This is a genomic window from Haladaptatus marinus (assembly GCF_051194195.1).
This window is the reverse complement of the sequence record NZ_JBLZNK010000002.1, coordinates 19336-43349: the sequence shown is the minus strand read 5'-3', so window position 1 is coordinate 43349 and position 24014 is coordinate 19336. Positions and strand designations below refer to the sequence as shown.

The window sequence follows — 24014 nt, the reverse complement described above, 5'->3', positions numbered from 1 at the left end:
TCATCCGAACTTCCCGCTGACGTAGTCTTCGACGCGTTGGCTCTCCGGATTCTCGAAGATTTTCTCCGTCTTGTCGTACTCGACTAGCTCGCCGCCGGTCAGGAAGACCGCCGTCTGGTCGGAAATTCGGGCGGCCTGTTGCATGTTGTGCGTGACGACGACGACGGTGTACTTCTCGGCGAGGTCTGTGACGAGATCTTCAATCTTCGCCGTCGCGATGGGGTCAAGAGCGCTCGCCGGTTCGTCCATCAGGATGACTTCGGAATCGACCGCGAGACAGCGAGCGATGCAAAGCCGCTGTTGCTGGCCGCCGGAGAGACCGAGCGCGTTGTCGTCGAGCCGATCTTTTACTTCGTCCCACAGCGCGGCGTTCCGCAATGCTCGCTCCACGAGTTCGTCTTCTTCGTCCTTGTTGGCCCTGCCGAGCATTTGTGCGACGAGGCCAGTTTTGATGTCACCGTGCTTGCGCGGTCCGTAGGAGATATTATCCTTGACGGATTTCGGGAACGGGTTGGGTGACTGAAACACCATCCCGACGCGCTTTCTGAGCTCGACGAGATTAACCCTGTCCTGGTAGATCTCTTCACCGTCGAGTTCGACGGAACCATCGACTTCAGCGGCACTAATTCGGTCGTTCATCCGATTGAGACATCGGAGGAACGTGGACTTTCCACAGCCGGATGGGCCGATGAGAGCGGTCACGCTCTCTTCGGGAATTTCCATCGAGACGCCCTTCAGTGCGTGGTCGGCACCGTAGTGGACGTCGAGATCCGAAACCGACAGCTTCGCCTCACCCTTGAACTGGTAGTCCGTCCAATCGTCTTGTATTTCCTCTTCGGTTTCGCCCGTGGTCGTCGTGCTCGTAGACTGTGCTTCGCCCGATTGATTGAACTTGACGTTACTCATGGTGTAACTTCCTCCGGAAGTAGAGCCGACTACCAATACCGATCGCGTACAACCCCAAGACGACCAGCAAGAGAACGAGGGCCGTCCCCCAACCGAACTCTGTCACGGAGAAGGGCGCTCCCTGTCCGGGAAGTCGCCCGCTGGTAATCGACGTGTATAGTTGGTACGGAAGCGCGCTCCCTCTCGTCATCAACACTTCGTTCGTTACGAACGGCGGTGTCGCCGATAACTCGAACGAGCCGAGCACGTCCGGCGTCGAGTTGGCGAACGGTGCTCCTCCGTAGGTCAGCAAGAGGGGTGCCGTCTCCCCGGCGATGCGACCTACACCGAGGATGATGCCGGTGATGATGCCGGGCATCGCCGCCGGGAGGACGACGCTCCGTATCGTCTGCCACTTGGAGACACCGAGAGCGGCGCTCGCATCCCGATACTCGTCGGGAACCGCCTTGATCGCCTCTCGGCTGGTGATGACCACCAGCGGAAGGAGCATGAACCCGAGTACCAGTTGCCCACCGAGCAGAGACTTCCGCCCGCTGCTCACGCGGGGGAGCAGGAACGCAAGGCCAAAAAGACCGAACACGATGCTCGGGGTGCTCCAGAGGCCGTTCGTCGCGATTTCGACGACCTGCGTGAACCTACCTTCGTCGGCGTACTCGGTGAGGAACACCGCTGCCCCGACGCCGAGTGGCACCGCGAACACCACAGCACCGACGACGAGCCAGAGGGTGCCGACAATAGCCGGCAACACCCCAGGAACGTCCACGAACAGGCTCTGGCTGACGTTCATCACGAACGGGATTACTACGTCTATCATCGGAACCGAGACGCCAAGCTCCTTGATGTAGTGGGTGCCGAGTCCGACTGTCACGTCGGTCAACACGGTATCGAGACCGTTGATGACGATGAACGCCACGAGCAGGCCGAGCACGGCGAGCATGCCGAAAACACTCACGCCGATGAGGAGAAACGCCGCGCTCTGGCGGCCTCGGGCACCGAACCCGGAACGCGGTTTCGCCGCACTCCACACACCGACGAGCGAACCGAGGATGGCGAGCGTCGGAACGATGACCGGGCCAATCAGAGTCACCGATAGGTTCTTCGGCGACCACGACCACCCGGCATCGATAATCCCAGCGACGAATACGACACCAACGAGCGCCAAGAACACGCCCGACGGAAGCGTCGAGCCGATATCCTCGCGAGAGACGACCGCCACCGCCGCCGTTCCGAGGCCGAGCACCAGTCCTGTGACCACGCCGCCGGCGGTTCCCAATCCGAGCACGTGCGACCCGACGAGTCCACCGGTTGTGAGCCCGATAAGACCGAACGTCACTCCGACGAGCAATCCGGCTGATTCGGCCGGTTCGGTGTCGATAGCGCCGTATCTGGACGCGAGGCCGATGCCTGCGATACCGAATCCCATCAGGAGCAGACCGAGGCCCAACAGCTGGAACAATGAAACACCGAGCAGGCGAATCCCCTCGCCGACCCATTGGAACAGCGTCATCCAGCTCGTCACGAAGACGAGGAACCCGACGGCGATGATGCCGGACGCGACGCCGTCTGCGGCGGTCGTGTTGTCCGAAACGAGCGCGGTTCGTTGGACGTTGTTCATCGTTTCCCTCCCAACTTCTGTTCCATCCGCTTCTCGATGTACTGTGCACCGACGCTCATTACGAAGACCGTCAAAAACAGGATGACGCCGCCGGCGAAGAGGGCACTTAGATGTATCCCCTGGGCGTTCCCCGCTTCGAACGCGATGACCGTCGTTAGCGTCTCACCCTTCGAACTGAACACGTCGTAGAGCGGACTCGGAAACCCGCTTTTGTTGTGTGTTATCATTACTGTCGCGGCCATCGTCTCGCCCATCGCACGGCCGACGCCGAGGATAACCGCGGCAGAAACGCCCGAGAACGCCGCCGGGATGGTGACGCTTTTCATCGTTTGCCAGTCGGTCGACCCGACAGCCAACGACCCGCTTTTCATCGACTCGGGCACCGCCGAGAGGGCGTCCTCCGCGACGGTGACGATGGTCGGCAATGCCATGATGCCGATCACCAAGCCGACGGTGAAGAGGTTGCCAATCGTCGGTGTCGAAAGCTCCTGATAGAAGTAGCCGTTGATGATGACGAATCCGATGAACCCGTACGTAATCGAGGGGATACCCGCCATTATCTCGATACTGGGCTTGACGACCTCACGAACCGACCCCGGCGCGATTTCGCTCAGGAACAGCGCCCCAGCGATGCCCAGCGGAGCCGCGATGATGGTCGCGATCGTCGTCGTGACGACCGTCCCGAAGATCATCGGCGTCAGGGAGTACGTTCCGCCCCCCCACAGCGGCGCGTCCGTCTTCAGGACGAGGTCGAGCCCCATCTTCTGCATCACCGGCCACGCCTCAATGAAAATGAACGTGATGATGAGGCCGAGTATCGCGACGGTCAGAATGGTCGCCAGGAACGTGAGCCCGCGTGCGGTCTCCGGTTGGTGCGCGTACCAGCCGATGGCGGCGAGCGTGACGAAGAGGAGTACCGGCACGGCCGTCCAGCGCGAACGGTTCAGGAACATGAGGAACGCCGCGAACAGGACGAGCGAGCCGACTCCCCATAGTACCAACGCCCCGTCGTCGTGCTGTGAGCGGTAGTTAGTTGCGCGTGTTGAAAGTACGTCTAGCATTGTGAACAATGTAATCGAAGGTGGTTACGGTGGCTGTTCGCACGTCGCGGCTGTCTCGATCAGTTGTACTCACCCGGCTTGACCTTCTCGCGCTGCTTTTTGAGACGGTCTTTCGGGAGTTTGAAGTAGTTGTTCGCCTCGACGAAGTTCTTCTGTCCGAAGTCACTGAGGATGAAGTTGATGAACGCCGCTTCCTGTTTCGAGGTGTCTTCCCACGTGTACGCGTGGAGGTCACGGGAGAGCGGGTAGTCCTTTGCGCCGAGGTTCTTGCCGTACTTGTACACCGTATCCTTAATTTTCAGCGCGAGCGGCGGCACCTGTCCGTCGGGCTGGACGAACGCGAGCGCGATGTACGCGATGGCGTTGTCGGCCTGTGCGACCGCTTGCTGAAGTTGTTGGTTTTTCCCGTAGCGCTGGTCGGGCTTGATAGGTGCCTCGGGATTGCCGTATACGTTCTTTCGGAACGAGGTGTCGGTACCGGATCCCTGGGCACGACCGAGCGCAAGAATTTCTTTGTCGGGACCGCCGACCTCACTCCAGTTCGTGATGTTGCCTTTGTAGATTTTCTTGAGCTGGTCGAGGGTAATTTGTTTGACCCCTGCATCTTTGATTTCCTTGCTGACGACGATGGGCTGGCCGTCCACGCCGACGACGTGGTCGACGAACTTCTTCATCTTGGAGTCCGAAACGTCCTTGCCAGCGAGTTCGGCCTCAGCCGACGCACTGGAGTCGCCGATATCGACGCGCCCCTTCATGACTCCTTCAACACCGGTTCCTGAGTGGCTGAGTGCGACGTTCACGAGGAACGGCGGCGTACTTCGTTTGCCGGTCGCCTCGTAGCCGTACTTTCCAGCGAAGTAGTCGGCGAGTCGTTTGTCGGTGTTGTACTCCTTTTTGGCCCACTTCTTCGGCCAGTAGTCCTCGTCGCCGGTCTCCGGGTTCGAGTTCCAGTAGCTTGCCCCGGAGTTGGTGATTGGGAACACCGTCGAGGAACCGTCGGCGGTGAGTGCCTGCATCGAACCGCTGTTATTGTTGCTGTTGTCGTTGGTGTTCCCACCGGAACCCATCGTTCCCGTCCCGGAGGTAGTCGTCCCCTCCTCCGATTTCGTTCCGCTACATCCTGCGAGTGCTGCCGCACCTGCAGCACCGGTCAACGTGATAAATTTGCGCCGTGATGCCCCATCGTTCGACTGTTCGAAGTCTCGCGTCATTCACGTGGGAGTGGCCGTCTTTCGCTAAAAACTACTTATAATATTGATATATCTCATTGGTAAACGGAACAGCCCCATACAAACTGATACTATTCGAATAATCCCACTATATATCGATAATTATCCACCCGCCGAGGCGTGAGGACGACGGGAAATCCCGGAGAGGATTTCGAACCGGTCGGGCGTGCGGAGGGCTGAATCGGAACCGGGGGAAGTTTTCGATGATATATTCGGGGACTCAACTCCACTTATTAAGAATCTTTCCCGAAACACACTCCAAATGAAATTTTATATACGACAACCGGTTCGAACCACACGACGACTGTTTTCGATACTCATCACTCCAGTACCGACGCCGCGTCCTTGACAGCGCCGGTTTTCCCGAGGAAGGTAACTACATCATCCTTCCGGAGAACCACGTCGGGTTTCGGGATAACGTACTCCCCGTTTCGCTGAATGAGTACGACCATGCTTTCGTCGGGAAACGAAATATCGCCGAGTTGCGTTCCATCGACGGCCGAACCCACGGTCACCTCCGTAATCTCGTTCTCGTCTCCGACGCCGGACAGCCACTCGAACAGGCTCGGTCGAAGGATGATGTCGTCCATCGTATCGACGGTGGCGAGCGTCGGCGTCGTGGTTCGCACCCCGAGGTCTTCGAAGGCGTCCGCGTTTTCTTGGTCGTTCACCCGTGCGAGCAGGTTTTCGATACCAAACTTCGTCCGCGCGGTTTGACAGGCGAGGATGTTCTGGTCGTCTTCGCTCGTCGCTGCGACGACCATCTTCGCGTCGTCCGCCCCCGAATCTTCGAGAACGGAGGCGCTCGCGCCGTTGCCGTGAATGACCGAGTGGCCTTGCGCTCGGAGGTCGTTCACGATGTCCGCGTCGCGTTCGATGATGATCGGATTCTCACCGCGGTCATCGAGTCGCTCCGCGAGGGTTCGTCCAACTTGATTGCCGCCGATGATGAGTATCGTCATGGGTACGATGTCGAGTCGTTTTGCGATGAACGGTGCGCCGCCCGCTTGGAAGACGACGGTGACGAGGATGATAAGAAAGACGACGCTCACGACGCTTTCAGCGTTTTGTACGTTCGCCGTCGAGAGTTGGATCGAAAAGAGGGTTGCAGTCGATGCGGGAATGATTCCGCGAGGGCCGACGGCCGAGATGAACAGTCGCTCGTTGCGCGTGAAATCGGAGTTGACGGTCGAAAGGAGAACGGAAAGTGGTCTCACAACCAGTATCGCGATCAGTACGACAGCGAGGCCAGCCAACCCAAATTCGACGAGTTCCTCGAACCGAAGCAGTGAGGCGAGAATGAGGTAGACGACGCTCAGGACGATGGCCGTGATATCTCCACTGAACCCCGCGATTTCTTGATCGTACGGGATATCCGCATTGCCCAACAGCAGTCCGGCAACTGCGACCGAAACGACGCCCGCCTCAGAGGCGAACAGGTCGGCGACGGCGAACGAGATGAGTGCCGTCGCAAGCACGGCGAGCCGCGAATCCTGTGGCTTTCGGCTGAGATTTCGAAGCACGTACGCGAGCCCGACTGCGGCGAGGATACCGATGAGGACGCCGACGCTGAGCGTGGTGACGAATTCGATGATGACCTCTTCCTCTACCGGTCCGCCGCGAGTGAACGGTTCTTCGCCGAGCGCCGCCGCGCTGAAGATGACCGCACCCAGCACAGAGGCGACGGGGTCGTTGACGATACCTTCGGTTTCGAGCGTCGTTTTCAAGCGCTCACGGACGTTCGTCTGTTCCAAAATCGGCGTTACCACCGTCGGCCCGGTCGCTACGAGCAGCGCGGAGATGAGAAGGGAAAGACTCCACTGCAAGCCGAGGAGTGAGTGAATCGTCACCCCCAACCCGAGGAACGTGATCGCGGAGCCGATGGTGACGAGTCTAAGTGTCGCGTTCGATGCCGTGCGAATCGTGGTGAACGAGAGGCTGAACGCGCCTTCGAAGACGATGATTGCGACCGCGAGCGAAACGATGGTCGAGAGCGCTCCGTCATACAGCGACGGGTCGAGGAGGCCGATTACTTCCGGCCCGAACAGGATGCCGAACCCGAGCAGAAAGACGACGTTCGGAATCCTATACCGGTCGGCGAGTAGCTTCGACAGGGCACCGAGCAGGATTATCGACGCCGAAACGAGCAGTCCATCAGTTGCCATCGCTCACCGAAACACCGTAACCTCGCAGAGCACTCACAGACCACGTGTTCGATCGAACAGCCACGAGCAATGGAATGTCAACTGAATCCACAATAAACCTCGCGGCCGTCATGTCGGCGGTTCGGCCGGTGAGATAATCATTTTCCGCGACTACTTCATATACTGATCCACCAATCGTGTCCGATCAAGTTTCGACGCTGAAAGCAATCGTATTTCTTCGCAGTAGAATAGATATCATTACATGAACCACTGATTATCGGAGTCGTCAAAACAGGTTCAAAAGACACTAGGGGGCCTAAAATCCCCGAAATAGGACACGGCCATATCCAAACATAACTATTGTTAGTCGGTTACAGTAAGGGCAGACTACCGATCAACGCAGAAATCTTCAGACACCCAATAACAATGGTTGGTTCGGTCAAAAGACGCCACAGTTGCTCGATACGATTCATCGATTTCGAACGAGCGGCCAAAATACGAACCATAATGACTGAACACGACACAATTCCAGATGCGATAAAGCGCCGACGGCTCCTCCAAGGCCTCGGCGGAGCTGGTATCGCGGCACTCGCCGGTTGTACGGGGAGCCAACAGTCGAACTCCGGCGGCAAACTCACGCTCGCTCAGGTGAAGAGTCCGCTCGAGTTCGACCCAATCGTTCTGAACGACGTACCATCCCAACAGGTGGCGGGCCGCGTGTTCGAGGGGCTGTATACGTACGACAGCGGCATCAACGTCGTCCCGAAGATGGCCGCCGGCAAGCCGGAGGTCAAGAACAACGGGAAGACGTACATCGTCGAGATGCAGAAGGGCCTCAAATTCCAGAACGGCGACCCCGTTACGCCCGAGGACGTGAAATATTCGTTCGAAGCGCCGGTCAAAGAAGAGACGGAGAACGCCGCGGAGGTGAACATGATACAATCCATCTCGAAAATGGGCAAACGGAAGGTCAAGTTTGACCTGAAGTATCCGTACGGTCCGTTCATGAACACCTTGACGTGGTCTATCGTCCCGAAAAGCGTTCGGGAGAAGAACAAACAGAAGTTCAACAAAAAGAATCCGGTCGGTTCCGGTTCGTTCAAATTCGATAGCTGGCAGGAAGGGAAAATGGCCACGGTCACCCGGTGGGACGACTACTGGGGCGAACCCATACCGAACCTCGCGGAAATCGAGTTCAAGCCCATCGAGGAGCCGACGACCCGGTTGACGAGCCTCCAAACCGGCGAGAGCAACGTCATCGAGGAGATCCCGCCCAAACTCTGGCAACAGGTGAAAAGCATGGGGGATGCCAAAATCAACGCGAAAGTCGGGATGGGCTACTACTACCTCGCGTTTAATTGCAAAAACGGCCCGACGACCGACCCGAAGGTTCGGGAAGCCATCGACTACTGCTTCGATATGGATCAAGCGGTGTCGAACTTCGTGGAACCGAGCGGCGTTCGTCAGTACAGTCCGCTGCCGGAACAGATCGCCAAAAAATGGGGAATGCCATTAGAGCAGTGGAAGAACATCCCGCACGACAAAAACATCGACCAGGCGAAAACGATTCTCGACGAGGCGGACTCCGTCCCGGACAACTGGAACGCGAACATCATCGTCCCGCCGGACGACAAGCGTGAACAGTTGGGTGTTACGGTCGCGAACGGCCTGAAAGAGGCCGGGTACAACGCCAACGTCCAGCGACTGGACTGGGGTGCGTTCCTCAACAAGTACGTCTCGGGCAACCCGAAGGATTACAACATGTACACCTTGGGCTGGTCGGGAACGCCCGACCCCGACGCCTTCACGTACTACTTCTTCACGAAGGAAGCACACGGCACGACGGACGGCACGTTCTACAACGGCATCAACAAGCAGATCAATCAGGCACGACGGTCCGCTAACCGACAGAAGCGCAAGAAGCTGTACAAGAACGCCATCACGAAAATGCTGAACGACCGGGCGCATCTTCCGGCCTACAACCTGAAAAACAGCTTCGGGATGAAAAACGACGTCCACGGGTTCGATGCACACCCCGTCTCCAGCTTCGTTGTCGCGACCAACTACACGAACGCATCCATCGGGTCGAACTAACCACCCGACCCCGTTTCGATACGATTCAACGACATACATGGGAATCCTCCGTTACACGATTCGACGGTCACTACAAGCCATCCCGGTTCTAGTCGGTATCGTCACGATTACCTTCCTGTTGACGAACGCGATTCCGGGCGATCCCGTCCAAATCATGCTCGGGCCGTCCCCGAGTGCAGAGATGGTTCAAGAAATCCGGGCACAGTACGGACTCAACCAACCGCTCCCGGTACGGTACGTGAACTATCTCGCCGCGGTGGCGCAGGGTGACCTTGGGCAAAGCATCTACTATGGGGTGCCCGTCATGACGAAGATCATGGAGCGACTGCCGGTGACGCTCCTGCTCATGCTCTCCAGTTTCACGTTCGCGCTGGTGACGGCCATCCCGCTGGGAATCATCTCCGCCAGACGGCGGAATCAACCGACCGACCACGTTTCGCGCGTTATCGCGCTCTTTGGGGTCAGTACGCCATCGTTCTGGATCGGGCTGATGCTCATCATCATCTTCGCGTACCATCTGAATTGGTTCCCGGCGACGGGACTGATTCTGCCGTGGGCATCCCCGAGTTCGGTCGAAGGGGCGTCGTCCCAACTCGATGTGTTCTGGCAGACAGGGATGCACCTGCTCCTGCCGACGCTCTCGCTCGGAACGCTCCAGATGGCCGCGATTACTCGAATCGAACGGTCGTCGATGCTGGAAGTCCTCCAGCAAGAGTACGTGAAGCTGGCGCGAGCCTACGGCGTCTCCGAACGGAAGATTTTGCGGAAACACGCTTTCCGCAACGCACAACTGCCCGTCATCACCGTCGTCGGACTCCAACTTACATCGGCACTCGGCGGGGCGGTGCTGACCGAGACGGTGTTCAACATCAACGGGATGGGACGGCTCATCATTACGGCGATCAACAATCAGGATTATCCGCTGGTCATGGGGACGACGGTCTTTTTCGGCCTGACGTTCGTCGTCGGCGTCATCCTCACTGACCTCTCGTATGCGTACATCGACCCCCGCGTAACCTACGACGAGGTAGACTAACGATGGGAACAGGTGAAACATCATCCGACAGATTCCATGAATCGCAGTCGAACGAGGGGTACAAATCCGAAGCAAAGGTCGAATCCCGTGTCGGGTGGCGATACACGGTTCATCAGATACGCCAGGACACGACCGCAAGAATCGGCCTCTACACCATCGGATTCATCCTCGCTATCGCAATCTACGCGTACATCGACGCGAAACTGCTCGATTACGCCATCGCCAGTCGGTTCTGGTACAATCCGGTGAACGACCCCGCGAACGCGAAAATCCTCCTCCCGCCGGTCGGGATGGAAAACACGTTCGGAAGCGGGATGCTGAAATACCCGCTCGGAACCGACCACCGCGGACGCGACATTCTCGTCCGACTCGTGTACGGCACTCGAATCGCCATGCAGGTCGGCATCGTTTCGACCGGCTTTGGACTCGTCTGCGGAACGCTCGTCGGTGCCGTCGCGGGCTACCACGGCGGATGGATAGACGATGCGCTGATGCGCCTCGTCGAGACGCTGTACGCGATTCCGTTCCTTGTGCTGGTCATCGCGTTCATGGCCGCGTTCGGGCGGGATTTGACCTTCGCCATGATCGGCGTTGGTATCACCACGATTCCGGTGTTTGCCCGCTTGATTCGGTCGCGGGTGGTGAGCGTGCGCGAGGAAGAATACATCGAGGCGGCGCGGGCCGCCGGGGTTCGTGACCGTAACATCATCCTTCGGCACGTTATCCCGAACAGTTTCGCGCCCGTCCTCGTGCAGGCGACCCTGCAAGTCGGTATCAGCATCCTCATCGTGGCCGGACTCTCGTTCCTCGGCTTCGGTGCCCAACCGCCGACGCCATCGTGGGGACAGATGCTGAACCAGTCGCGGGGTTACATGCTTCCCGACCCGTGGTTCAGCCTATGGCCTGGCATCGCCATCCTCATCACCGTGATGGGGTTCAACCTGCTCGGTGACGGCCTGCGCGACGCGCTCGACCCACGAATCAAGAACTAACCAACAATGACAGAGACGATACTCCAAATAGACGATCTGAAGACACAGTTTTTCACCGAAGAAGGCGTCGTCCGTGCGGTCGATGGCATCTCGTTCGACGTGACTGAGGGCGAAATCGTCGGCCTCGTTGGTGAAAGCGGGGCCGGAAAGAGCGTCGCCGCCCAGAGCATCCTCCGGCTTATCGACCAACCTGGCGAAATCGTCGGCGGCGAGGTTCGATTCAAGGACGAACTGCTGTTCGGTCTCGAAGAAGACTCCGACGGCGAACTGGAACCGCGCGACGAGATGCTGTCGAATGAGGACATGAGACGCCGGATTCGTGGGAAGGAAATCGCCATCATCTTCCAAGACCCGATGGAGAGCCTGAATCCGGTGTTCACGGTCGGCAACCAACTTAGGGAGTTCATCGAAATCAATCGCAACCTTTCGAAAAACGCCGCGAAAGAGGAGGCGATGCATATGCTCCGCGAAGTCGGGATTCCGGAACCGGAAGCCCGCTACGACAACTACCCGCATCAGTTTTCCGGCGGGATGCGCCAGCGCGTGCTCATCGCCATGGCGCTTGCCTGCGAACCGAGTCTCATCATCGCGGACGAACCGACGACGGCCCTCGACGTGACCGTCGAGGGTCAAATCCTCGAACTGGTGAACGAGTTGCAGGACAAATACGACACGAGTTTCATCTGGGTCACCCACGACATGGGCGTCGTCGCCGAACTCTGTGACCGCGTCAACGTGATGTATCTAGGCGAAATCGTCGAACAGGCGACGGTGGACGACCTGTTTTACGACACGAAACATCCCTACACGGAGGCCCTCCTAAACTCGATGCCACGACCCGACCAGACGGTTCACGAACTGACCCCCGTCAAAGGCGTGATGCCGGAAGCCATCGACCCACCTCGTGGTTGTCGGTTCCATACGCGGTGTCCGGACGCCCGCCAAGCCTGCGTCGAAGTACATCCCAAGTGTCGGGAAGTCAGCGACAGGGACGACCCCGAAACGAACTCGCACCGGTCGGCCTGCATCAAACACGACGAGTTCGACGCCGGATACTGGTTCAGCGACCCCATCGAGGTTCAGGCGAAAGCGGGAATCACCGGCGATGTCGTTAGCGACCCATCGGAGGGGGGGTGACTGAGATGTCCGATTCGATGTCCGCCTCACGGTTCGATGATGACGATACGGCGATGGGCGAACCGCTCCTCGAAGTGGAAGGGCTCACGAAACATTTCTCCGACAGCGGCGGCTTCCTCTCGGGACTGTTCGGCGAGTCGGAGTCGGTTCGCGCGGTCGAGGACGTGTCGTTTACGATTCACAAGGGCGAAACGTTGGGGTTGGTCGGCGAGTCGGGCTGTGGCAAGAGCACGCTGGCGCGAACCATCCTCCGACTGCTCAAACCGACGGACGGCACCGTCTATTTCAAAGGCCGAGACCTGACCGAGATGAGCGACAAGGAGGTGCGAAGTCAGCGCAAGGATATGCAGTTGATCTTCCAAGACCCCCAATCCTCGCTCGACCCGCGGATGAAAATCGGTCCTATCGTGGAGGAACCGATGAAAGCCCATGGAATGTACGACGCTGAGGGACGCGAGGAACGAGCGCGTGAACTACTCGAAAAAGTCGGTCTCGACCCACAGCACTACAACCGTCATCCACACGCCTTCTCGGGCGGGCAGCGCCAGCGCGTGAACCTGGCCCGCGCCCTGAGCGTGAATCCGGATTTCATCGTCTGTGACGAACCCGTCTCGTCGCTCGACGTGTCGATTCAGGCGCAAGTGTTGAACACGATGCGGTCGCTCCAGGACGAGTTCGGATTGACCTACCTCTTCATCGCCCATGACCTCTCAGTTATTCGTCACATCTCCGACCGCGTGGCGGTGATGTATCTCGGGCAGATGGTCGAACTCGCCGACAAGGAAGAGCTGTACGAGAATCCACAGCATCCGTACACAGAAGCACTCCTAAAATCGATTCCGGTTCCAGACCCCCGCGAAACGGGAACCCGCGGCGTCCTCGAAGGCGACGTTCCGAGCCCCATCAACCCGCCGAGTGGCTGTCGGTTCCGAACGCGATGTCCGAAACTCATCGCACCACCGGAGTACGAGATTTCGCCGGACGAGTGGGCGGATATCCGCCGATTCCTTCGGGCGGTACAGCGTCGGTCGTTCGAACCGACGGGCGAATCCGACATCGTCGTCGAGTTCTTCGACGGTTCCGTGCCGGGTGGCGAGGCCGGGGAAATCGTCGGGGAGACGATTGACCAAATCCTGAACGACGATTGGGACGGCGCGAAAACACGACTAACCGAATCGTTCGCCGAACGAAGCATCTGTGCGAAACAGATTCCCGACTACGAGGTACCCGCGGAGTTCGGCACCGAACCTCACGATTCGGCGTGTCATCGACATCGCGACGACGTAATCGAAGGTCGACAGGAACGGTAATCGGGCTACATTCGATCCTCGCTATTCGAGCACGATAGTCGTCTCGTCGCGTGGCGCTCCGTTCTCGGTTGCGAGATATGCGCCGACCGTGTACTCTCCCGGGTCGGCGGGGATGCGAGCCGATTCATCGCGTCGCTCGAATCGGCCATCCCAGGTCACACGCGCCCGTTTTTTCTCCCGTGCTCGAAAGTAAAACGCGTTCGGTGTGTCGCGAACGTAATACACTTCGTCGCTGGCTTCGAGTTCGCCGTCCACGTCCCATCCCCACAATCGCTGGCGCGGTGTCTCGACGACCATCGGAACCGGGAGTCGATTCTCGAACGTCACGGTTATCCGTATCTCGTCACCGATTTCGTATCTCGAACGGTCGGTCGTGACGGTGGCAGTGATGCTTCGCCGGGCCACCCACTGCGGGACGATGGCTCTGAGCGCGCGGCCGAGGTAATCGACGTTTTGGTCGAACCCTAGTTGGTCGTCGGAATCGGCACGTGACATGAGGGAGTCTTCTCGTTATACCAACCCGTGCTCCGTGGTGTCTTTTGTGGTTCATTTCGGAATGAAAATCCGTTCACACGACCAAATCTATTTATCTGTAGATGTTTTAGGTTGGCCTAAATAAAGTGTCGGTGGGCGAACCGGCGTGATGGCAAAGCAATGAAGTTGAAAATGGCACGAAAAAAGCGGGCGGAAGCGTGGGCCTACGTCCATCTCGGACTGTTCGGTCGTTCCGACGAACCGGAATCGACGGATTCGGAGAGCGAACCGACCGACGAATCCGAAACGCGTTCGTAGACCGCGTCGCGAGTGAGCCGAGGTCAATCCGTCAAACGAGTCGTGACTGAGTCACTCCACCAGCGTTTATATCGAGCGTGGACGTTCGTCCCGTATGATCAACCCGAGCGTTCTGCTCGCCTTCGTTCCGGCCGCGCTCGCGCTGAACGTCGCGCCTGGGCCGGACAGCCTCTACACGTTGAAACGAAGCGTCAGCGACGGCCGAACTGCGGGCGTGGCTGCCGCCGCCGGAACGTCTACCGGGTGTCTCGTGCACACCACCGCCGCCGTGCTCGGTCTGTCAGCCGTCCTGAAAGCGTCCGCGCTCGCGTTCACGGCCGTCAAAACCGTCGGTGCAGCCTACCTCGTCTACCTCGGCATCCGAACCTTCCGAAACCGCGAGGAGTTCGAAATAACGCCGGAAACTACCAGCCAAACGCACGGCGAGTCGTACCGGCAGGCGTTCACCATCAACGTCCTCAACCCGAAAGTAGCCGTGTTCTTCCTCGCGTTTCTCCCGCAGTTCGTCCAACCGAGCGGCAGTTTCGCCGTCCAAATATTCACGCTCGGCGTCCTGTTCGGGACGCTCGGCTTCTGCTACCAATCGATTCTCGCCGTCTTTTCCAGTCGAGCACGGCGGGCGATAACCGAACGGAAGCGCATTCGAGACGCGCTCCGATACGTGAGTGCCAGCGTCCTCGTTGGCTTCGGCGTCAAACTCGCGCTCGAAGAACGACCGGGCGTGTGAGAAAATGAAGCGGCTTCGAATCGGATACCCGATCAGTCGTCTAGCGAAATTTTGGCGATTCGCGTGTGATACGGGTCGCGCTCCTCCACATCCGGGTCGATATCGATATCCGGCGAGTACTGGCTCACGGTCCAGAACGTCTCCTCGTCGGGGTCGAGACTAACGCCGTTGTAGTCTCCCCAGCGCATCACTTCCTCGCCCTCGCCGTAATCGTAGCGCGATTCGCCATCCTGAACGACGACCGACCGCCATCCGCTTTCACCATCGTCTCCGTCCTCTCCTTCGTCATCCCAGTCGTCGCTTCGGCCAGCCACGTCCATCTGTGGGAACGTATTTGGCCCGCTCACGTTGTGTGTGATGACCGTCGAATTGCCGTCCGAGCCAACCGTTGGGATGAAATAGGACGTATCCGGTTCGCCGTAGACACCGCTTTGAACGACTTCGCGGGAGTCGGTGTCGATTTCGTACCATTTGATGGCGGCGACGGCACTTCCGTCGCCGTTCCAGTCGTACTGAACCGTGTGGGCGGTCCACAACGACCCGTCGTTGTAATCGGCATTCATGAGTCGCGTGCCGAGGGTGTCGATACGCTTGTCCGAGTTCGGCTGTCTGGCCGCAGGTGGGTAGGCGAACTCCTCAACATCGACGGTGAAGCAGTCGAGCGAGGGGTCGTCCACCGGGTCGGTCACCTCCCAGAGGGTGAATGCGCTCGCGGTCGGCGACGGGAAGACGCTATCGACGAGATAGAAGGTTACGTCGCTGCCGCCCGAAAATGGCTGTAGCGCGGGTTGTACCGTGAAGTCGGTCTTTTCGACCTCGGGGTTGTCGAGGGCAGTGAAGTGGTTTGCTGTCACGTCTCGTCCTTCGTACATCGCTTCCTTGTCGAGGGTCACCATCGTCACCTCCAACTCCTCGCCGAAGAAGTTCTGAGTGAGGTAGATGGCGTCCCGATCGAGACCGAGCGTCGGGTAATCGACGAGCCCCTCGTTGTTCAGGGGCGGGATACGGTAGACGTGCCATTTCCCGTTCGGATTGCTGTTGTCGGAGACGGCGATACACCACCAGCCTCTCGGGGGTCGTTGGAGGGGTTCCGCGTCGCCCTCTTCATCTTCCTCCCCCTCCTCGCCCTCACCCGGTTCTTTGCCTTCTTCCTGGTCTTCCCTATCGACGATTTCGCCGTCTTCAGTGATGCCAGGTTCGTACTGTACCGCGGCGATGACGAACCGATCCGCGTTGCGGTCGTACCGCGCTCGCGGGTCGAAGACGAAGGGATCGCCGTAGGCGAATCCACCGTCAGGTTCGTCGATAACCGGCTCGAAGAGGTCTTCCAGTTGAACCTTGCGCTGCTGGTGTCCCGACCGTTTGTTGAAGATGGCGACCTGCCGGTTGAGGGCGTGGACGTTCTTGCTCCTCCCCGTTGCAATCTGTGAGTCAGAGGGGACACCGCCCCGAGTTCCTTCCGCACCGACGCCGTCGTATTCGGTACGAATCGACACGTCGCCGTTTTCGTCATCGACCGCTCGTTCCTCGTTTCGCGACGGCCGTCCGTGCTGTCCCGCTTCGGCAGCCGCCCGCAACGATTGTATTTCCTGCTCGCTCGCCGGAGACGCCGAACCGCTTTGCTTGCTCGTACCGCGCTTTCGCCCTCGATTACCATCCAGTCGCGCGATGTTGACCGTCGCTCCCGAATAGGTTCGTTCGAACGGCCCGTTCGCGCAGTTTTCGGCCGCGCGAACGTCGATGGAACTCGCTCCCGGAACCGCCAGACTCCCAACCCCGATTCCTGCGAGTTGTAACGCCTGCCGCCGATTCATCGTCAATCCGTCGCTCGACTTTTCTTCCGGCTCATGGCTGCTGTTTTTGTCTGTCATAGACAGTAATTAAATAGTAGAAACTAACTTGCATTTATTTAAGCAGATATTATATAAATATTCTGAGAAATGTTCCGCAGGTGTATCTCGTAATATCATCGAAATACACCGATGATATCGAAATGAAGTCCGACGTATCCCTCCAACGCGAATGACGAGTCGAGCGAACCGGCTGTTTCAGCAATTCGGTTAGATAACATTTTCCGGCCGCAACACCAACCACCGACGATGGGTCAGTCGATGGACGGCGTCCGCGGCGAGCGCGTCCGCCTCGCCGCGGTGATATGGACGGTGCTGCTCGCACAGGTGCTGCTCTATCCCGGTGTCCCAGACCTCGTCGTCCATTTCGGCGCGACCGACCAACTCAACGGTGGAACGTGGTTTCTGGTCGCGGAATTCGCCGCGTTCGTCATCTGTGCGGGCCTATGGGGATATTTGAGCGACCGTCTCGGCAAGCGCGTTCCGTTCGTCGTCGCTGGTGCATTCGGCGGCGCGATTGGGTACGCCGCGCTCGCCGTTGCTCCGTCCCTCGACCTCTCGTTCGGCGCGGTGTTAGCGCTCCGAGTCGTCCAAGGTGCTGCGACCATCGCCGCGTTTTCCCTTTCGATGACGATGCTGATGGACCTTCGAGGTGGCCACGGCAGAAACATGGGTGCGGCGGGTATCGCCATCGGCCTCGGAACCGCGATGGGGGCACCGATAGGCGGACAACTCGCCGAAATACACCCGACGACGCCGCTCGTCGCGGCGAGCGCACTCATGTTCGGCACTGGACTGCTCGCGGTGACGATACCCGAACACGTCCCGTCCTCCTCGCGAGCGACCGTCGCAACCGCCATGGCGCGCCTCCGCGACAGGCCGGAGCTATCGATTCCGTACGCGTTCGGATTCATCGACCGGCTCACGGCGGGATTCTTCGCCCTGGTCGGCACCCTGTATTTCCAGACTGAGTTCGGCTTGGATGCGGGCGCGACGGGATTGATGCTCGCGCTGTTTTTCGCGCCGTTCGCCCTCCTCCAGTATCCGATGGGGCGACTGTCGGACCGAATCGGTCGGTTCATTCCAGTTATCATCGGCTCCATCTGCTACGGTATCACCGTCATCGCCGTCGGCCTCGCGCCGTCGATTTCCATCGCCGCGGGAGCGATGGTCGCGGTCGGCGTCTGCGGTGCGCTCGTTTCCCCGGCGACGATGGCACTCGTGACCGACGTGGCTCCCGACCACGACCGCGGCGTCGCCATGGCCGGGTTCAACGCGTTCGGGAGCCTCGGATTCCTCACCGGCTTTCTCGTCGGCGGCGGCCTCGCCGACCGACTCGGGTTCACGACCGCGTTCGCGGTCACCGGCCTGCTCGAAGTCGGCATCGCGCTGGTCGCGTTCCGCGCCGTCTACCGACTTGGCGACCGTATCGAGCAGGGAAGGAGAGAGTCGGAGACGGCTTCGGCGGAGTAGCAACGAAGCAGAGACACAGCACGGCAATGAACACTAAATACAGTCCACATCGAACTACTCCAACGTCGAATGGAACGAAATGATGCACTCACCGCTGGGCAACGAATCGAAGGTGTCGTCGTCTTTTTGCTGTCCGGCCTCTCGTACTTTGTCGTCGTTGCTCCACTACTCGGTGACATTCATCCCACATTCGCGCTTCCGGCCGGGGAAGGCGTCGGCAACCACCTGCTCGACACGCCGCGCGATTGGCTGGCCATCCCGTACCTCGTTCTCACGATATGGGCGTACACGAAAATCAGGGAGCGACTCGTCGGGCCAATTCGTGACTCCCGAGCGTAAGCGGCGACCGATGTTCTTCGGTCGTGTTCATAAAACAAGGCCGATATATTGCGGGAATCAGTTCGAAACGGTGACCTGTTGTGCCCAGCACTCCCGTCGTATCGGATTCGACGTGTGTTCTATCAGTGAGGAATGGACTCCCTGTTTCGACACATCCGGCAGAAACCGAAACTCACAGTCGCTCTCACGGCGACCAGTACGAACCGGTTGGTAGACGAAGGCGAGACCTGCTACGCATAGTAGAGGAAATCAATTTAAACCGGATGACTGATGTGTACCACCGTTTACGGTGTATGGCCCATACCGGTTAGCGAACTCCAGATTATGCAAAAGGTAAGAATAGTTGAAATACAAAACTGGCGACATATTTGAGTGAACATCGATGCCTCCGACGTCAACCAAGACCAGTGCGTCGCACAGGGCAACTCCAACAGCAAAGGCGCGGCCGTTGCGTTCGCGTTCGGCGGCGAAGCGGAAGCCGAGCAAGATAGCGAACAGTCGAACCAGAACGTCCAGTACGCGGATTCCGAGGCCGAGAACGAGAACCTGCAAGCTCTGTTCCGAGATTGCGACTCTCGAACGTGGTCACCCGTTTTTCTGCTCCAAGCACGTTCATGCAGCGCATAACAATGGTGCTTGCACCCATCGAATCAAATGCGAACCTCGTCCCGTCCATTCGGACGTGAACGAGTTCGCAACACTGATAGAACACAGGTTGTCTATCCGTCATACCCTCCGGAATCAGGCAGGTACGACCCTGCCCGACGGAGGTTTCTAAGCGTCTGTATTGCCGGTCGGGGTGACGAAACCGTCACTCCACCCGGTTTACGGCCGTGAATGGGTCGCTCGCTGGTAAGAGCATCATCGACGCGCCGTGGTATTACCTAGTCGATGGCGGCCACCTCGGTGGCCCCGGTGGTTCGACTCCACCCCCATTCGTTTGCTTTCTGCCCCCGTCAGTAATGCCCTCACCTATCCCACTTTTCCTCGACCAGTGGTTCCGAATCGTCCACCGGGAACAGCGCGCGACTGACGACGAGCCACGTGGGGATGCCGAGTACGATGGTCACGAGCACGCGTACCCAGCCGTCGAACCATGCCCCCGTCAGTCCCAGATAGAACCAGACGATGGCGAACGTCAGCCCGAGCCGCAAGAGCGGTTTCAGTGCGAGCGACATGATCAGTCGTCCGCGTTCCCATCGACTCGATTCGCGTGAGCGAACGAGTCGATGCTGTAGCGTTCGTCAACGGCGACCTCCTCCGTGGCGATACCGGTCTCCGGTTCGAACTCCGTGACGTGGACACAAGCGGTTTGATGCCCCTCCGTCGCGCCTTCGACCTGTTCGAGCGGGGGGTCAACCGACCGGCACTCTTCGGTCGCGTTCGGACACCGAGGGTGGAACGAACACCCCTTCGGTGGGTCGATGGGTGACGGCACTTCACCCTACAACACTTCGCGCTGACGGGCGAGCACTGGGTCAGGTTCGGGAATCGTTTCCAGCAGTGCTTGCGTGTAGGGATGCTGTGGACTGGCGAACAGCTCGTCTGTGTCCGCGACTTCGACGATTTCGCCAAGATACATCACGGCAACCCTGTCACAGACGTGGCGGATGATGGGCGGCAGCGAAGACGTCTCCTATCTCATTCGGCGCGTGCAGGAGAACGGCGGGCAGGCAACCTACGTCGGTATCGGAGCAAACAACCCCTACAGCCACCACACCGCCCGGTTCGACATCGAGGAAGAATCGCTTCCGATTGGTGTTGGTGTCGTTTCCGAAACGATTCGGCGGGTGTAGATTCGCCCCCCCGCAGACAGCAGTCAGTTCTCGTGGTCACGAATCGTCAGCACCGGAACGCTGGCCGACCGTACGACGCGCTCGGTGACGCTCCCGAGGAGATACCGATCGAGCCCCCGTCGGCCGTGGGTTCCCATCACGATGAGGTCGATGTCGTGGTCGTCCACGTAATCGAGGATTCCGCGATAGGGATGCCCGTCGATAACGACCTCTCCGGTCGCGTCAACCCCCGCGTCCGCCGTTCGTTCGAGCACGTTTGCGACCGCTCTGTCGCCGAACGCTTCGAGGTTGTTTTGCACCGCACCGTCGTACGTTTCTATCCCTATCTCGCCGTAATCGACCACGTAGATGGTGTGGAGCGTCGCGTCGAACGCATTCGCCAATCCGATGGCCTCCGCCACCGCTTTCGTTGCCGATTCGCTCCCATCCGTCGGTATCAGGATGTTTTGGTACATCGAAACCCGGTACGCGAGGACGGAGAATAATAAAAATTGTAACATATCTGTCATAGTTAGCGAAAAGTGTGTAGAGAAATATCAACAACAAACATCGTCGTGCAATAACCGTTTGAAGTGTTCTCAACGAAATAACCAACAGCGCCTGCTTCGCGGAAAACAGGAGTGGCAAACTTTGAATCCACCATCGTAGCAAAACCGGAATCTATCGTGCCTGTCATCGTTATACGCCCGTTTTGATGGCGGCGGCCAATGGGGAGGCAGCCGCACAGATTTGGGCAAAGAAAGTCGAACGACACCACAACCAGAGGAACACGGATGAGTAAACCGAAAAACTCGAACAGTATCGAGGAACAGAAAAAGCAATTCACAGAAGAATACAACCGTAGCCGCGACCCACTTGCACAGCTTGAATCGGAATATGGGGACTCCGATGCAGATTTCTTCGAGTGATTTCTGGACGACGTAGCTAACGCCAGAGGGTATGAAAAGTCAACGCGCCAGATGTATCGGAGCGTGTTCGACCAGTGGCGGAACTTCATGCACAAACGAAACCGTCACCCAGCGTATCCTGCCGAAAAACACGTTACTGCGTTTCTCAACCACTTGGTTACCGACGAAATCGATGGAGGACGAGGGAACGCGGTTCGAATCGCGAAAGAAAAGTGCCGGAAACTCAACCAAACCTATGAACACTGGCAGCTTTCGGACCTATACCCCCATGAGCAGGACTACAACCCATTCAAAGCTGCACAAGCAAGGATGCACTACGATAAGGATGAAAAGAAAGAGCGGAATTATCCCCGTATCTTCCTTCCAGACCTCCGCGAGAAAGTGGCAGACGTAGCCCATTCTCGTCGGCTGGCAATAATCTGTCACCAGTTGAAACTCGGCCTTCGAGCAGGCGAAGTGACGAATATCAAATTGGCGGACTTTGACATTCAGAACGCAGAACTACACAGCCATTACGACGAATTGGGAACCCACGATAAGCTTAGGAACCGGGAGAACGGCATCTACATCCCATCGAAATACGAACGGAAGGGAAACAATTCGGAAAATGGCCGCACCCTCCCGTTGGACGACGAACTTCGAAGAGTGATAATTGACAGCCTATTTCCCCGACCAGATAACGGAGAGCCGTGGTTGTTCCTCTCGGAGACGAGTAACACGAAGCTCAAGTCGAAGACGGTGAACGAGGACTGGAAGAAGGAATTCCACCCGGACTATGCCAATCTGGAGGTATACGACGATGTGACCAGCCACTTCGGTCGCCACTACTTTTCGACCTATTGGCGCATCGAAGAAGGCATCGACCGCGAACGCATCTTCAAGCTAAACCTCTGACAGAGTACTTTAACAAAGGGGTTTAACGCCCACTTCTACGATTCCTACATTTCGATAGTGAGCACGTTTAGAATGTAAGTGGCTTTCTGGTATGTTTATTGGACTCAATAACTTATTATACTCAAGAATCAAGAAGTACAACAAATAGATGGCTTCTGACCTTGCCAGCATTTTACTTGGTGGTGTACTCACACTGAGTGGAACGTTTTTCGTCCATGCCTATCAGCGCTATATCGAACGAAAACGGCTGTGTTCCGCTTTGAGCGTTGAAATTCAACAAAACTACAAAGAGCCAATCACCGCTCTTTACGGGGTCACGCAGAAGGCTGCACACACGCCACGGGATTGTTCGGATACTCCCTCGTGGTGGGTAATGAGACGGGACGACCATAGGCATTTGGAGCAAACCACCTACTCGTCGTGGTCTGCGGCCGACTCGCTTGGGACACTCTCGGTGAGCGATGCCACGTGAGAGAGGAGTGACTCCAACCGTGGGCGCTCGGTATATTGCACCATCTGTGCCTCCGCATCATAGGCGAGGAGGCCAACGTCTTGCAGTTTCGGGAGATGCACGTGATGCAGTCGCTGCCGCAGTTGGCGTTGTGACTGGTCGGTCTCAGTGGCCTGTGTCTGGAGATGGTCGACGAGCTCGGTAACGGAACAGTGGATCTCGGAGTTGGACGACAGGTAGGAAAGAATGTGACGGCGCTGTGGGTCAGCGACAATTTTTATAACGTCATCAATAGCTACCGAGCAGCGTTTCGCGCCAGTGGGTTGGTCCATCGTCTATGGACAATAGCGTCATCCGAATTAGTGGATGGGTTGTTATTACTGGCTATTTATAAGTGGGGATGGGGGCTACAAGCTAATCTCGGTCGGGGGTCTCCTCCACGTCGAGCAACGTCTGTTTGAGCAGGGTTTTGTTCCCGCGTCGAATCCGTTCGGAGAGCGCCTGTTGACTGATGTCCAGTTCCTCCGCTAACTCGGTGAGCGTCACGGGACTGGGTGACTCAAAATAGCCTCGCTGGAGCGCGAGCAGCAGTGCCTCGCGTTGTTCGTCGGTGAGCGACACTGCTGATTGCGTCTGTCCCGCCTCCCGGAGCGTAAACACACGCCCGAGCGTGTAGTCGACGTCGTTGTTCAGAGAGTAGTTGTGGAACGCAGAGAGGTCATCATACGAGGGAAAGAGCAGCTCGAATGACCAGTCCTCGCCGTCGTATCCTTCTGCATTGCGGATGATTCCGTTCGTCTCTTGGAGCCCTTCGAGGAAGGCTTCGTCGGGAACGTCCCAGTTCAGCAGATAGAGGATGCGGTCCTCGATGCGGTCAAGTTCCGAGAGGTCGGTGACGTGCCGATTCTCTCGCACGCGCCGTTCGAACTCCTCGTCATCGAAGTCCTCACCCCACACCCAGAACAGCGGGACGACGTTCCCACCGACCGGGACGACCCGTTCGAATTCGATGTGAGTGGTCGTCCCAACGGTAAGGAGCTCTCCCATTGGGAAGGCACGTGGACTTATGCTGAGTTCTGTTACGACCGCCATGTCCTGTTAATCGGTAGCCGAACGGTCTTAGTAACTCCGGGACAGTGACTACCAAGGACACGCAGGGCGCGATGCTATGCAAACGGCGTTCGGGCGGTGCGCTTCGGCTCTGAATCGGCGTACGCTTCGCGACCCACCTGCGCCTACCGTAGACAAATACTCGTCATA

At 58.2% G+C, this 24014-nt stretch carries 22 protein-coding genes and 2 pseudogenes; 12 read left to right on the top strand and 12 right to left on the bottom strand.

Annotated features, from left to right (window positions below; all coding sequences use genetic code 11):
- From pstB to ACN2TU_RS02175, 5 genes are all read right to left on the bottom strand, one after another.
- Entirely contained in the window at positions 1-906 is a 906-nt protein-coding gene (pstB, locus tag ACN2TU_RS02195; protein WP_435152568.1) for a phosphate ABC transporter ATP-binding protein PstB, read from the bottom strand.
- A complete protein-coding gene (gene pstA, locus ACN2TU_RS02190) occupies positions 899-2521 on the bottom strand; it encodes a phosphate ABC transporter permease PstA (protein ID WP_435152565.1) in 1623 nt (540 codons plus the stop codon). Before pstA ends, pstB begins: the two co-directional genes overlap by 8 nt.
- A complete protein-coding gene (gene pstC / locus ACN2TU_RS02185; protein ID WP_435152562.1) occupies positions 2518-3582 on the bottom strand; it encodes a phosphate ABC transporter permease subunit PstC in 1065 nt (354 codons plus the stop codon). Before pstC ends, pstA begins: the two co-directional genes overlap by 4 nt.
- A gap of 59 nt (positions 3583-3641) precedes the next feature.
- Positions 3642-4793 (bottom strand): PstS family phosphate ABC transporter substrate-binding protein, encoded by a 1152-nt coding sequence (locus ACN2TU_RS02180; RefSeq protein WP_435152559.1) that lies wholly within the window; start codon positions 4791-4793, stop codon positions 3642-3644.
- Between the two features lie 338 nt (positions 4794-5131).
- Positions 5132-6976: a cation:proton antiporter domain-containing protein gene (locus ACN2TU_RS02175; protein ID WP_435152556.1), complete on the bottom strand. Its 1845-nt coding sequence runs from the start codon at positions 6974-6976 to the stop codon at positions 5132-5134.
- A gap of 486 nt (positions 6977-7462) precedes the next feature.
- Between ACN2TU_RS02175 and ACN2TU_RS02170 the strand changes: the two genes are divergently transcribed.
- Genes ACN2TU_RS02170 through ACN2TU_RS02150 form a run of 5 tightly spaced genes read left to right on the top strand, consistent with a single transcriptional unit; the run spans position 7463 to position 13524 of the window.
- Complete coding sequence (locus ACN2TU_RS02170) at positions 7463-9049, top strand: ABC transporter substrate-binding protein (RefSeq protein WP_435152553.1); 1587 nt, start codon at positions 7463-7465, stop codon at positions 9047-9049.
- Between the two features lie 37 nt (positions 9050-9086).
- Positions 9087-10085, top strand: coding sequence for an ABC transporter permease (locus ACN2TU_RS02165; RefSeq protein WP_435152550.1), 999 nt, complete (start codon positions 9087-9089; stop codon positions 10083-10085).
- Positions 10086-10087: 2 nt separating this feature from the next.
- Positions 10088-11077 carry an ABC transporter permease gene (locus ACN2TU_RS02160; protein ID WP_435152547.1) on the top strand — a complete coding sequence of 330 codons (990 nt, stop codon included), beginning with the start codon at positions 10088-10090 and terminating at the stop codon, positions 11075-11077.
- 6 nt (positions 11078-11083) lie between these two features.
- Positions 11084-12214 carry an ABC transporter ATP-binding protein gene (locus ACN2TU_RS02155; RefSeq protein WP_435152544.1) on the top strand — a complete coding sequence of 377 codons (1131 nt, stop codon included), beginning with the start codon at positions 11084-11086 and terminating at the stop codon, positions 12212-12214.
- A 5-nt stretch (positions 12215-12219) separates the two neighbouring features.
- Positions 12220-13524, top strand: a complete 1305-nt coding sequence (locus ACN2TU_RS02150; protein WP_435152541.1) for an ABC transporter ATP-binding protein — start codon at positions 12220-12222, stop codon at positions 13522-13524.
- Between the two features lie 21 nt (positions 13525-13545).
- Here the strand turns inward: ACN2TU_RS02150 and ACN2TU_RS02145 are convergent, their stop codons facing one another.
- Entirely contained in the window at positions 13546-14019 is a 474-nt protein-coding gene (locus ACN2TU_RS02145; protein ID WP_435152538.1) for a DUF7974 family protein, read from the bottom strand.
- A gap of 171 nt (positions 14020-14190) precedes the next feature.
- Here ACN2TU_RS02145 and ACN2TU_RS02140 point away from each other — a divergent pair, with 171 nt between their 5' ends.
- Together ACN2TU_RS02140 and ACN2TU_RS02135 are read left to right on the top strand one after the other, a co-directional pair.
- Positions 14191-14316: a hypothetical protein gene (locus tag ACN2TU_RS02140; RefSeq protein ID WP_435152535.1), complete on the top strand. Its 126-nt coding sequence runs from the start codon at positions 14191-14193 to the stop codon at positions 14314-14316.
- A gap of 94 nt (positions 14317-14410) precedes the next feature.
- A complete protein-coding gene (locus ACN2TU_RS02135; protein WP_435152532.1) occupies positions 14411-15043 on the top strand; it encodes a LysE family translocator in 633 nt (210 codons plus the stop codon).
- Between the two features lie 32 nt (positions 15044-15075).
- Here ACN2TU_RS02135 and ACN2TU_RS02130 read toward each other — a convergent pair whose 3' ends face one another.
- Entirely contained in the window at positions 15076-16914 is a 1839-nt protein-coding gene (locus ACN2TU_RS02130; RefSeq protein ID WP_435152529.1) for a hypothetical protein, read from the bottom strand.
- Between the two features lie 228 nt (positions 16915-17142).
- Between ACN2TU_RS02130 and ACN2TU_RS02125 the strand changes: the two genes are divergently transcribed.
- The 3 genes from ACN2TU_RS02125 to ACN2TU_RS02115 all read left to right on the top strand — a co-directional run bounded on the left by ACN2TU_RS02125 (position 17143) and on the right by ACN2TU_RS02115 (position 19332).
- Positions 17143-18366: an MFS transporter gene (locus tag ACN2TU_RS02125; protein WP_435152525.1), complete on the top strand. Its 1224-nt coding sequence runs from the start codon at positions 17143-17145 to the stop codon at positions 18364-18366.
- Positions 18367-18435: 69 nt separating this feature from the next.
- Entirely contained in the window at positions 18436-18705 is a 270-nt protein-coding gene (locus ACN2TU_RS02120) for a hypothetical protein (RefSeq protein WP_435152522.1), read from the top strand.
- Between the two features lie 372 nt (positions 18706-19077).
- Positions 19078-19332: a hypothetical protein gene (locus ACN2TU_RS02115; RefSeq protein ID WP_435152519.1), complete on the top strand. Its 255-nt coding sequence runs from the start codon at positions 19078-19080 to the stop codon at positions 19330-19332.
- Positions 19333-19673: 341 nt separating this feature from the next.
- On the opposite strand, the gene ACN2TU_RS02110 is transcribed toward ACN2TU_RS02115, so the two are convergent.
- Both ACN2TU_RS02110 and ACN2TU_RS02105 read right to left on the bottom strand, forming a co-directional pair.
- Positions 19674-19883: a hypothetical protein gene (locus ACN2TU_RS02110; protein ID WP_435152516.1), complete on the bottom strand. Its 210-nt coding sequence runs from the start codon at positions 19881-19883 to the stop codon at positions 19674-19676.
- A gap of 2 nt (positions 19884-19885) precedes the next feature.
- Positions 19886-20320: pseudogene (locus tag ACN2TU_RS02105) on the bottom strand (oligopeptide/dipeptide ABC transporter ATP-binding protein); the annotation flags it as partial.
- On the opposite strand from ACN2TU_RS02105, the pseudogene ACN2TU_RS02100 reads away from it, so the two are divergent.
- A pseudogene (locus ACN2TU_RS02100) lies at positions 20319-20501 on the top strand (amidohydrolase); the annotation flags it as partial. The pseudogenes ACN2TU_RS02105 and ACN2TU_RS02100 overlap by 2 nt on opposite strands.
- Before the next feature lie 23 nt (positions 20502-20524).
- Here ACN2TU_RS02100 and ACN2TU_RS02095 read toward each other — a convergent pair.
- Positions 20525-20956, bottom strand: a complete 432-nt coding sequence (locus tag ACN2TU_RS02095; protein WP_435152513.1) for a universal stress protein — start codon at positions 20954-20956, stop codon at positions 20525-20527.
- 540 nt (positions 20957-21496) lie between these two features.
- Between ACN2TU_RS02095 and ACN2TU_RS02090 the strand changes: the two genes are divergently transcribed.
- The gene (locus tag ACN2TU_RS02090; RefSeq protein WP_435152510.1) at positions 21497-22303 is read left to right on the top strand and encodes a tyrosine-type recombinase/integrase; all 807 of its coding nucleotides are present in this window, start codon (positions 21497-21499) and stop codon (positions 22301-22303) included.
- Positions 22304-22714: 411 nt separating this feature from the next.
- On the opposite strand, the gene ACN2TU_RS02085 is transcribed toward ACN2TU_RS02090, so the two are convergent.
- Entirely contained in the window at positions 22715-23086 is a 372-nt protein-coding gene (locus ACN2TU_RS02085) for a DUF7344 domain-containing protein (protein ID WP_435152507.1), read from the bottom strand.
- 82 nt (positions 23087-23168) lie between these two features.
- Positions 23169-23801, bottom strand: coding sequence for a helix-turn-helix domain-containing protein (locus tag ACN2TU_RS02080; protein WP_435152504.1), 633 nt, complete (start codon positions 23799-23801; stop codon positions 23169-23171).
- Between the last annotated feature and the right edge of the window lie 213 nt (positions 23802-24014).

Bases quoted from the DNA above. Each gene is read 5' to 3' on its own strand.
- ACN2TU_RS02130 (WP_435152529.1), bottom strand. From the start codon at position 16,914: ATGACAGACAAAAACAGCAGCCATGAGCCGGAAGAAAAGTCGAGCGAC.
- ACN2TU_RS02125 (WP_435152525.1), top strand. From the start codon at position 17,143: ATGGGTCAGTCGATGGACGGCGTCCGCGGCGAGCGCGTCCGCCTCGCC.
- ACN2TU_RS02135 (WP_435152532.1), top strand. From the start codon at position 14,411: ATGATCAACCCGAGCGTTCTGCTCGCCTTCGTTCCGGCCGCGCTCGCG.
- pstB (WP_435152568.1), bottom strand. From the start codon at position 906: ATGAGTAACGTCAAGTTCAATCAATCGGGCGAAGCACAGTCTACGAGC.
- ACN2TU_RS02155 (WP_435152544.1), top strand. From the start codon at position 11,084: ATGACAGAGACGATACTCCAAATAGACGATCTGAAGACACAGTTTTTC.
- ACN2TU_RS02160 (WP_435152547.1), top strand. From the start codon at position 10,088: ATGGGAACAGGTGAAACATCATCCGACAGATTCCATGAATCGCAGTCG.
- ACN2TU_RS02120 (WP_435152522.1), top strand. From the start codon at position 18,436: ATGGAACGAAATGATGCACTCACCGCTGGGCAACGAATCGAAGGTGTC.
- ACN2TU_RS02095 (WP_435152513.1), bottom strand. From the start codon at position 20,956: ATGTACCAAAACATCCTGATACCGACGGATGGGAGCGAATCGGCAACG.
- ACN2TU_RS02080 (WP_435152504.1), bottom strand. From the start codon at position 23,801: ATGGGAGAGCTCCTTACCGTTGGGACGACCACTCACATCGAATTCGAA.
- ACN2TU_RS02110 (WP_435152516.1), bottom strand. From the start codon at position 19,883: ATGTCGCTCGCACTGAAACCGCTCTTGCGGCTCGGGCTGACGTTCGCC.
- ACN2TU_RS02090 (WP_435152510.1), top strand. From the start codon at position 21,497: ATGCACAAACGAAACCGTCACCCAGCGTATCCTGCCGAAAAACACGTT.
- ACN2TU_RS02180 (WP_435152559.1), bottom strand. From the start codon at position 4,793: ATGACGCGAGACTTCGAACAGTCGAACGATGGGGCATCACGGCGCAAA.
- pstC (WP_435152562.1), bottom strand. From the start codon at position 3,582: ATGCTAGACGTACTTTCAACACGCGCAACTAACTACCGCTCACAGCAC.
- ACN2TU_RS02150 (WP_435152541.1), top strand. From the start codon at position 12,220: ATGTCCGATTCGATGTCCGCCTCACGGTTCGATGATGACGATACGGCG.
- ACN2TU_RS02175 (WP_435152556.1), bottom strand. From the start codon at position 6,976: ATGGCAACTGATGGACTGCTCGTTTCGGCGTCGATAATCCTGCTCGGT.
- ACN2TU_RS02145 (WP_435152538.1), bottom strand. From the start codon at position 14,019: ATGTCACGTGCCGATTCCGACGACCAACTAGGGTTCGACCAAAACGTC.
- ACN2TU_RS02170 (WP_435152553.1), top strand. From the start codon at position 7,463: ATGACTGAACACGACACAATTCCAGATGCGATAAAGCGCCGACGGCTC.
- ACN2TU_RS02140 (WP_435152535.1), top strand. From the start codon at position 14,191: ATGGCACGAAAAAAGCGGGCGGAAGCGTGGGCCTACGTCCATCTCGGA.
- ACN2TU_RS02165 (WP_435152550.1), top strand. From the start codon at position 9,087: ATGGGAATCCTCCGTTACACGATTCGACGGTCACTACAAGCCATCCCG.
- ACN2TU_RS02085 (WP_435152507.1), bottom strand. From the start codon at position 23,086: ATGGACCAACCCACTGGCGCGAAACGCTGCTCGGTAGCTATTGATGAC.
- pstA (WP_435152565.1), bottom strand. From the start codon at position 2,521: ATGAACAACGTCCAACGAACCGCGCTCGTTTCGGACAACACGACCGCC.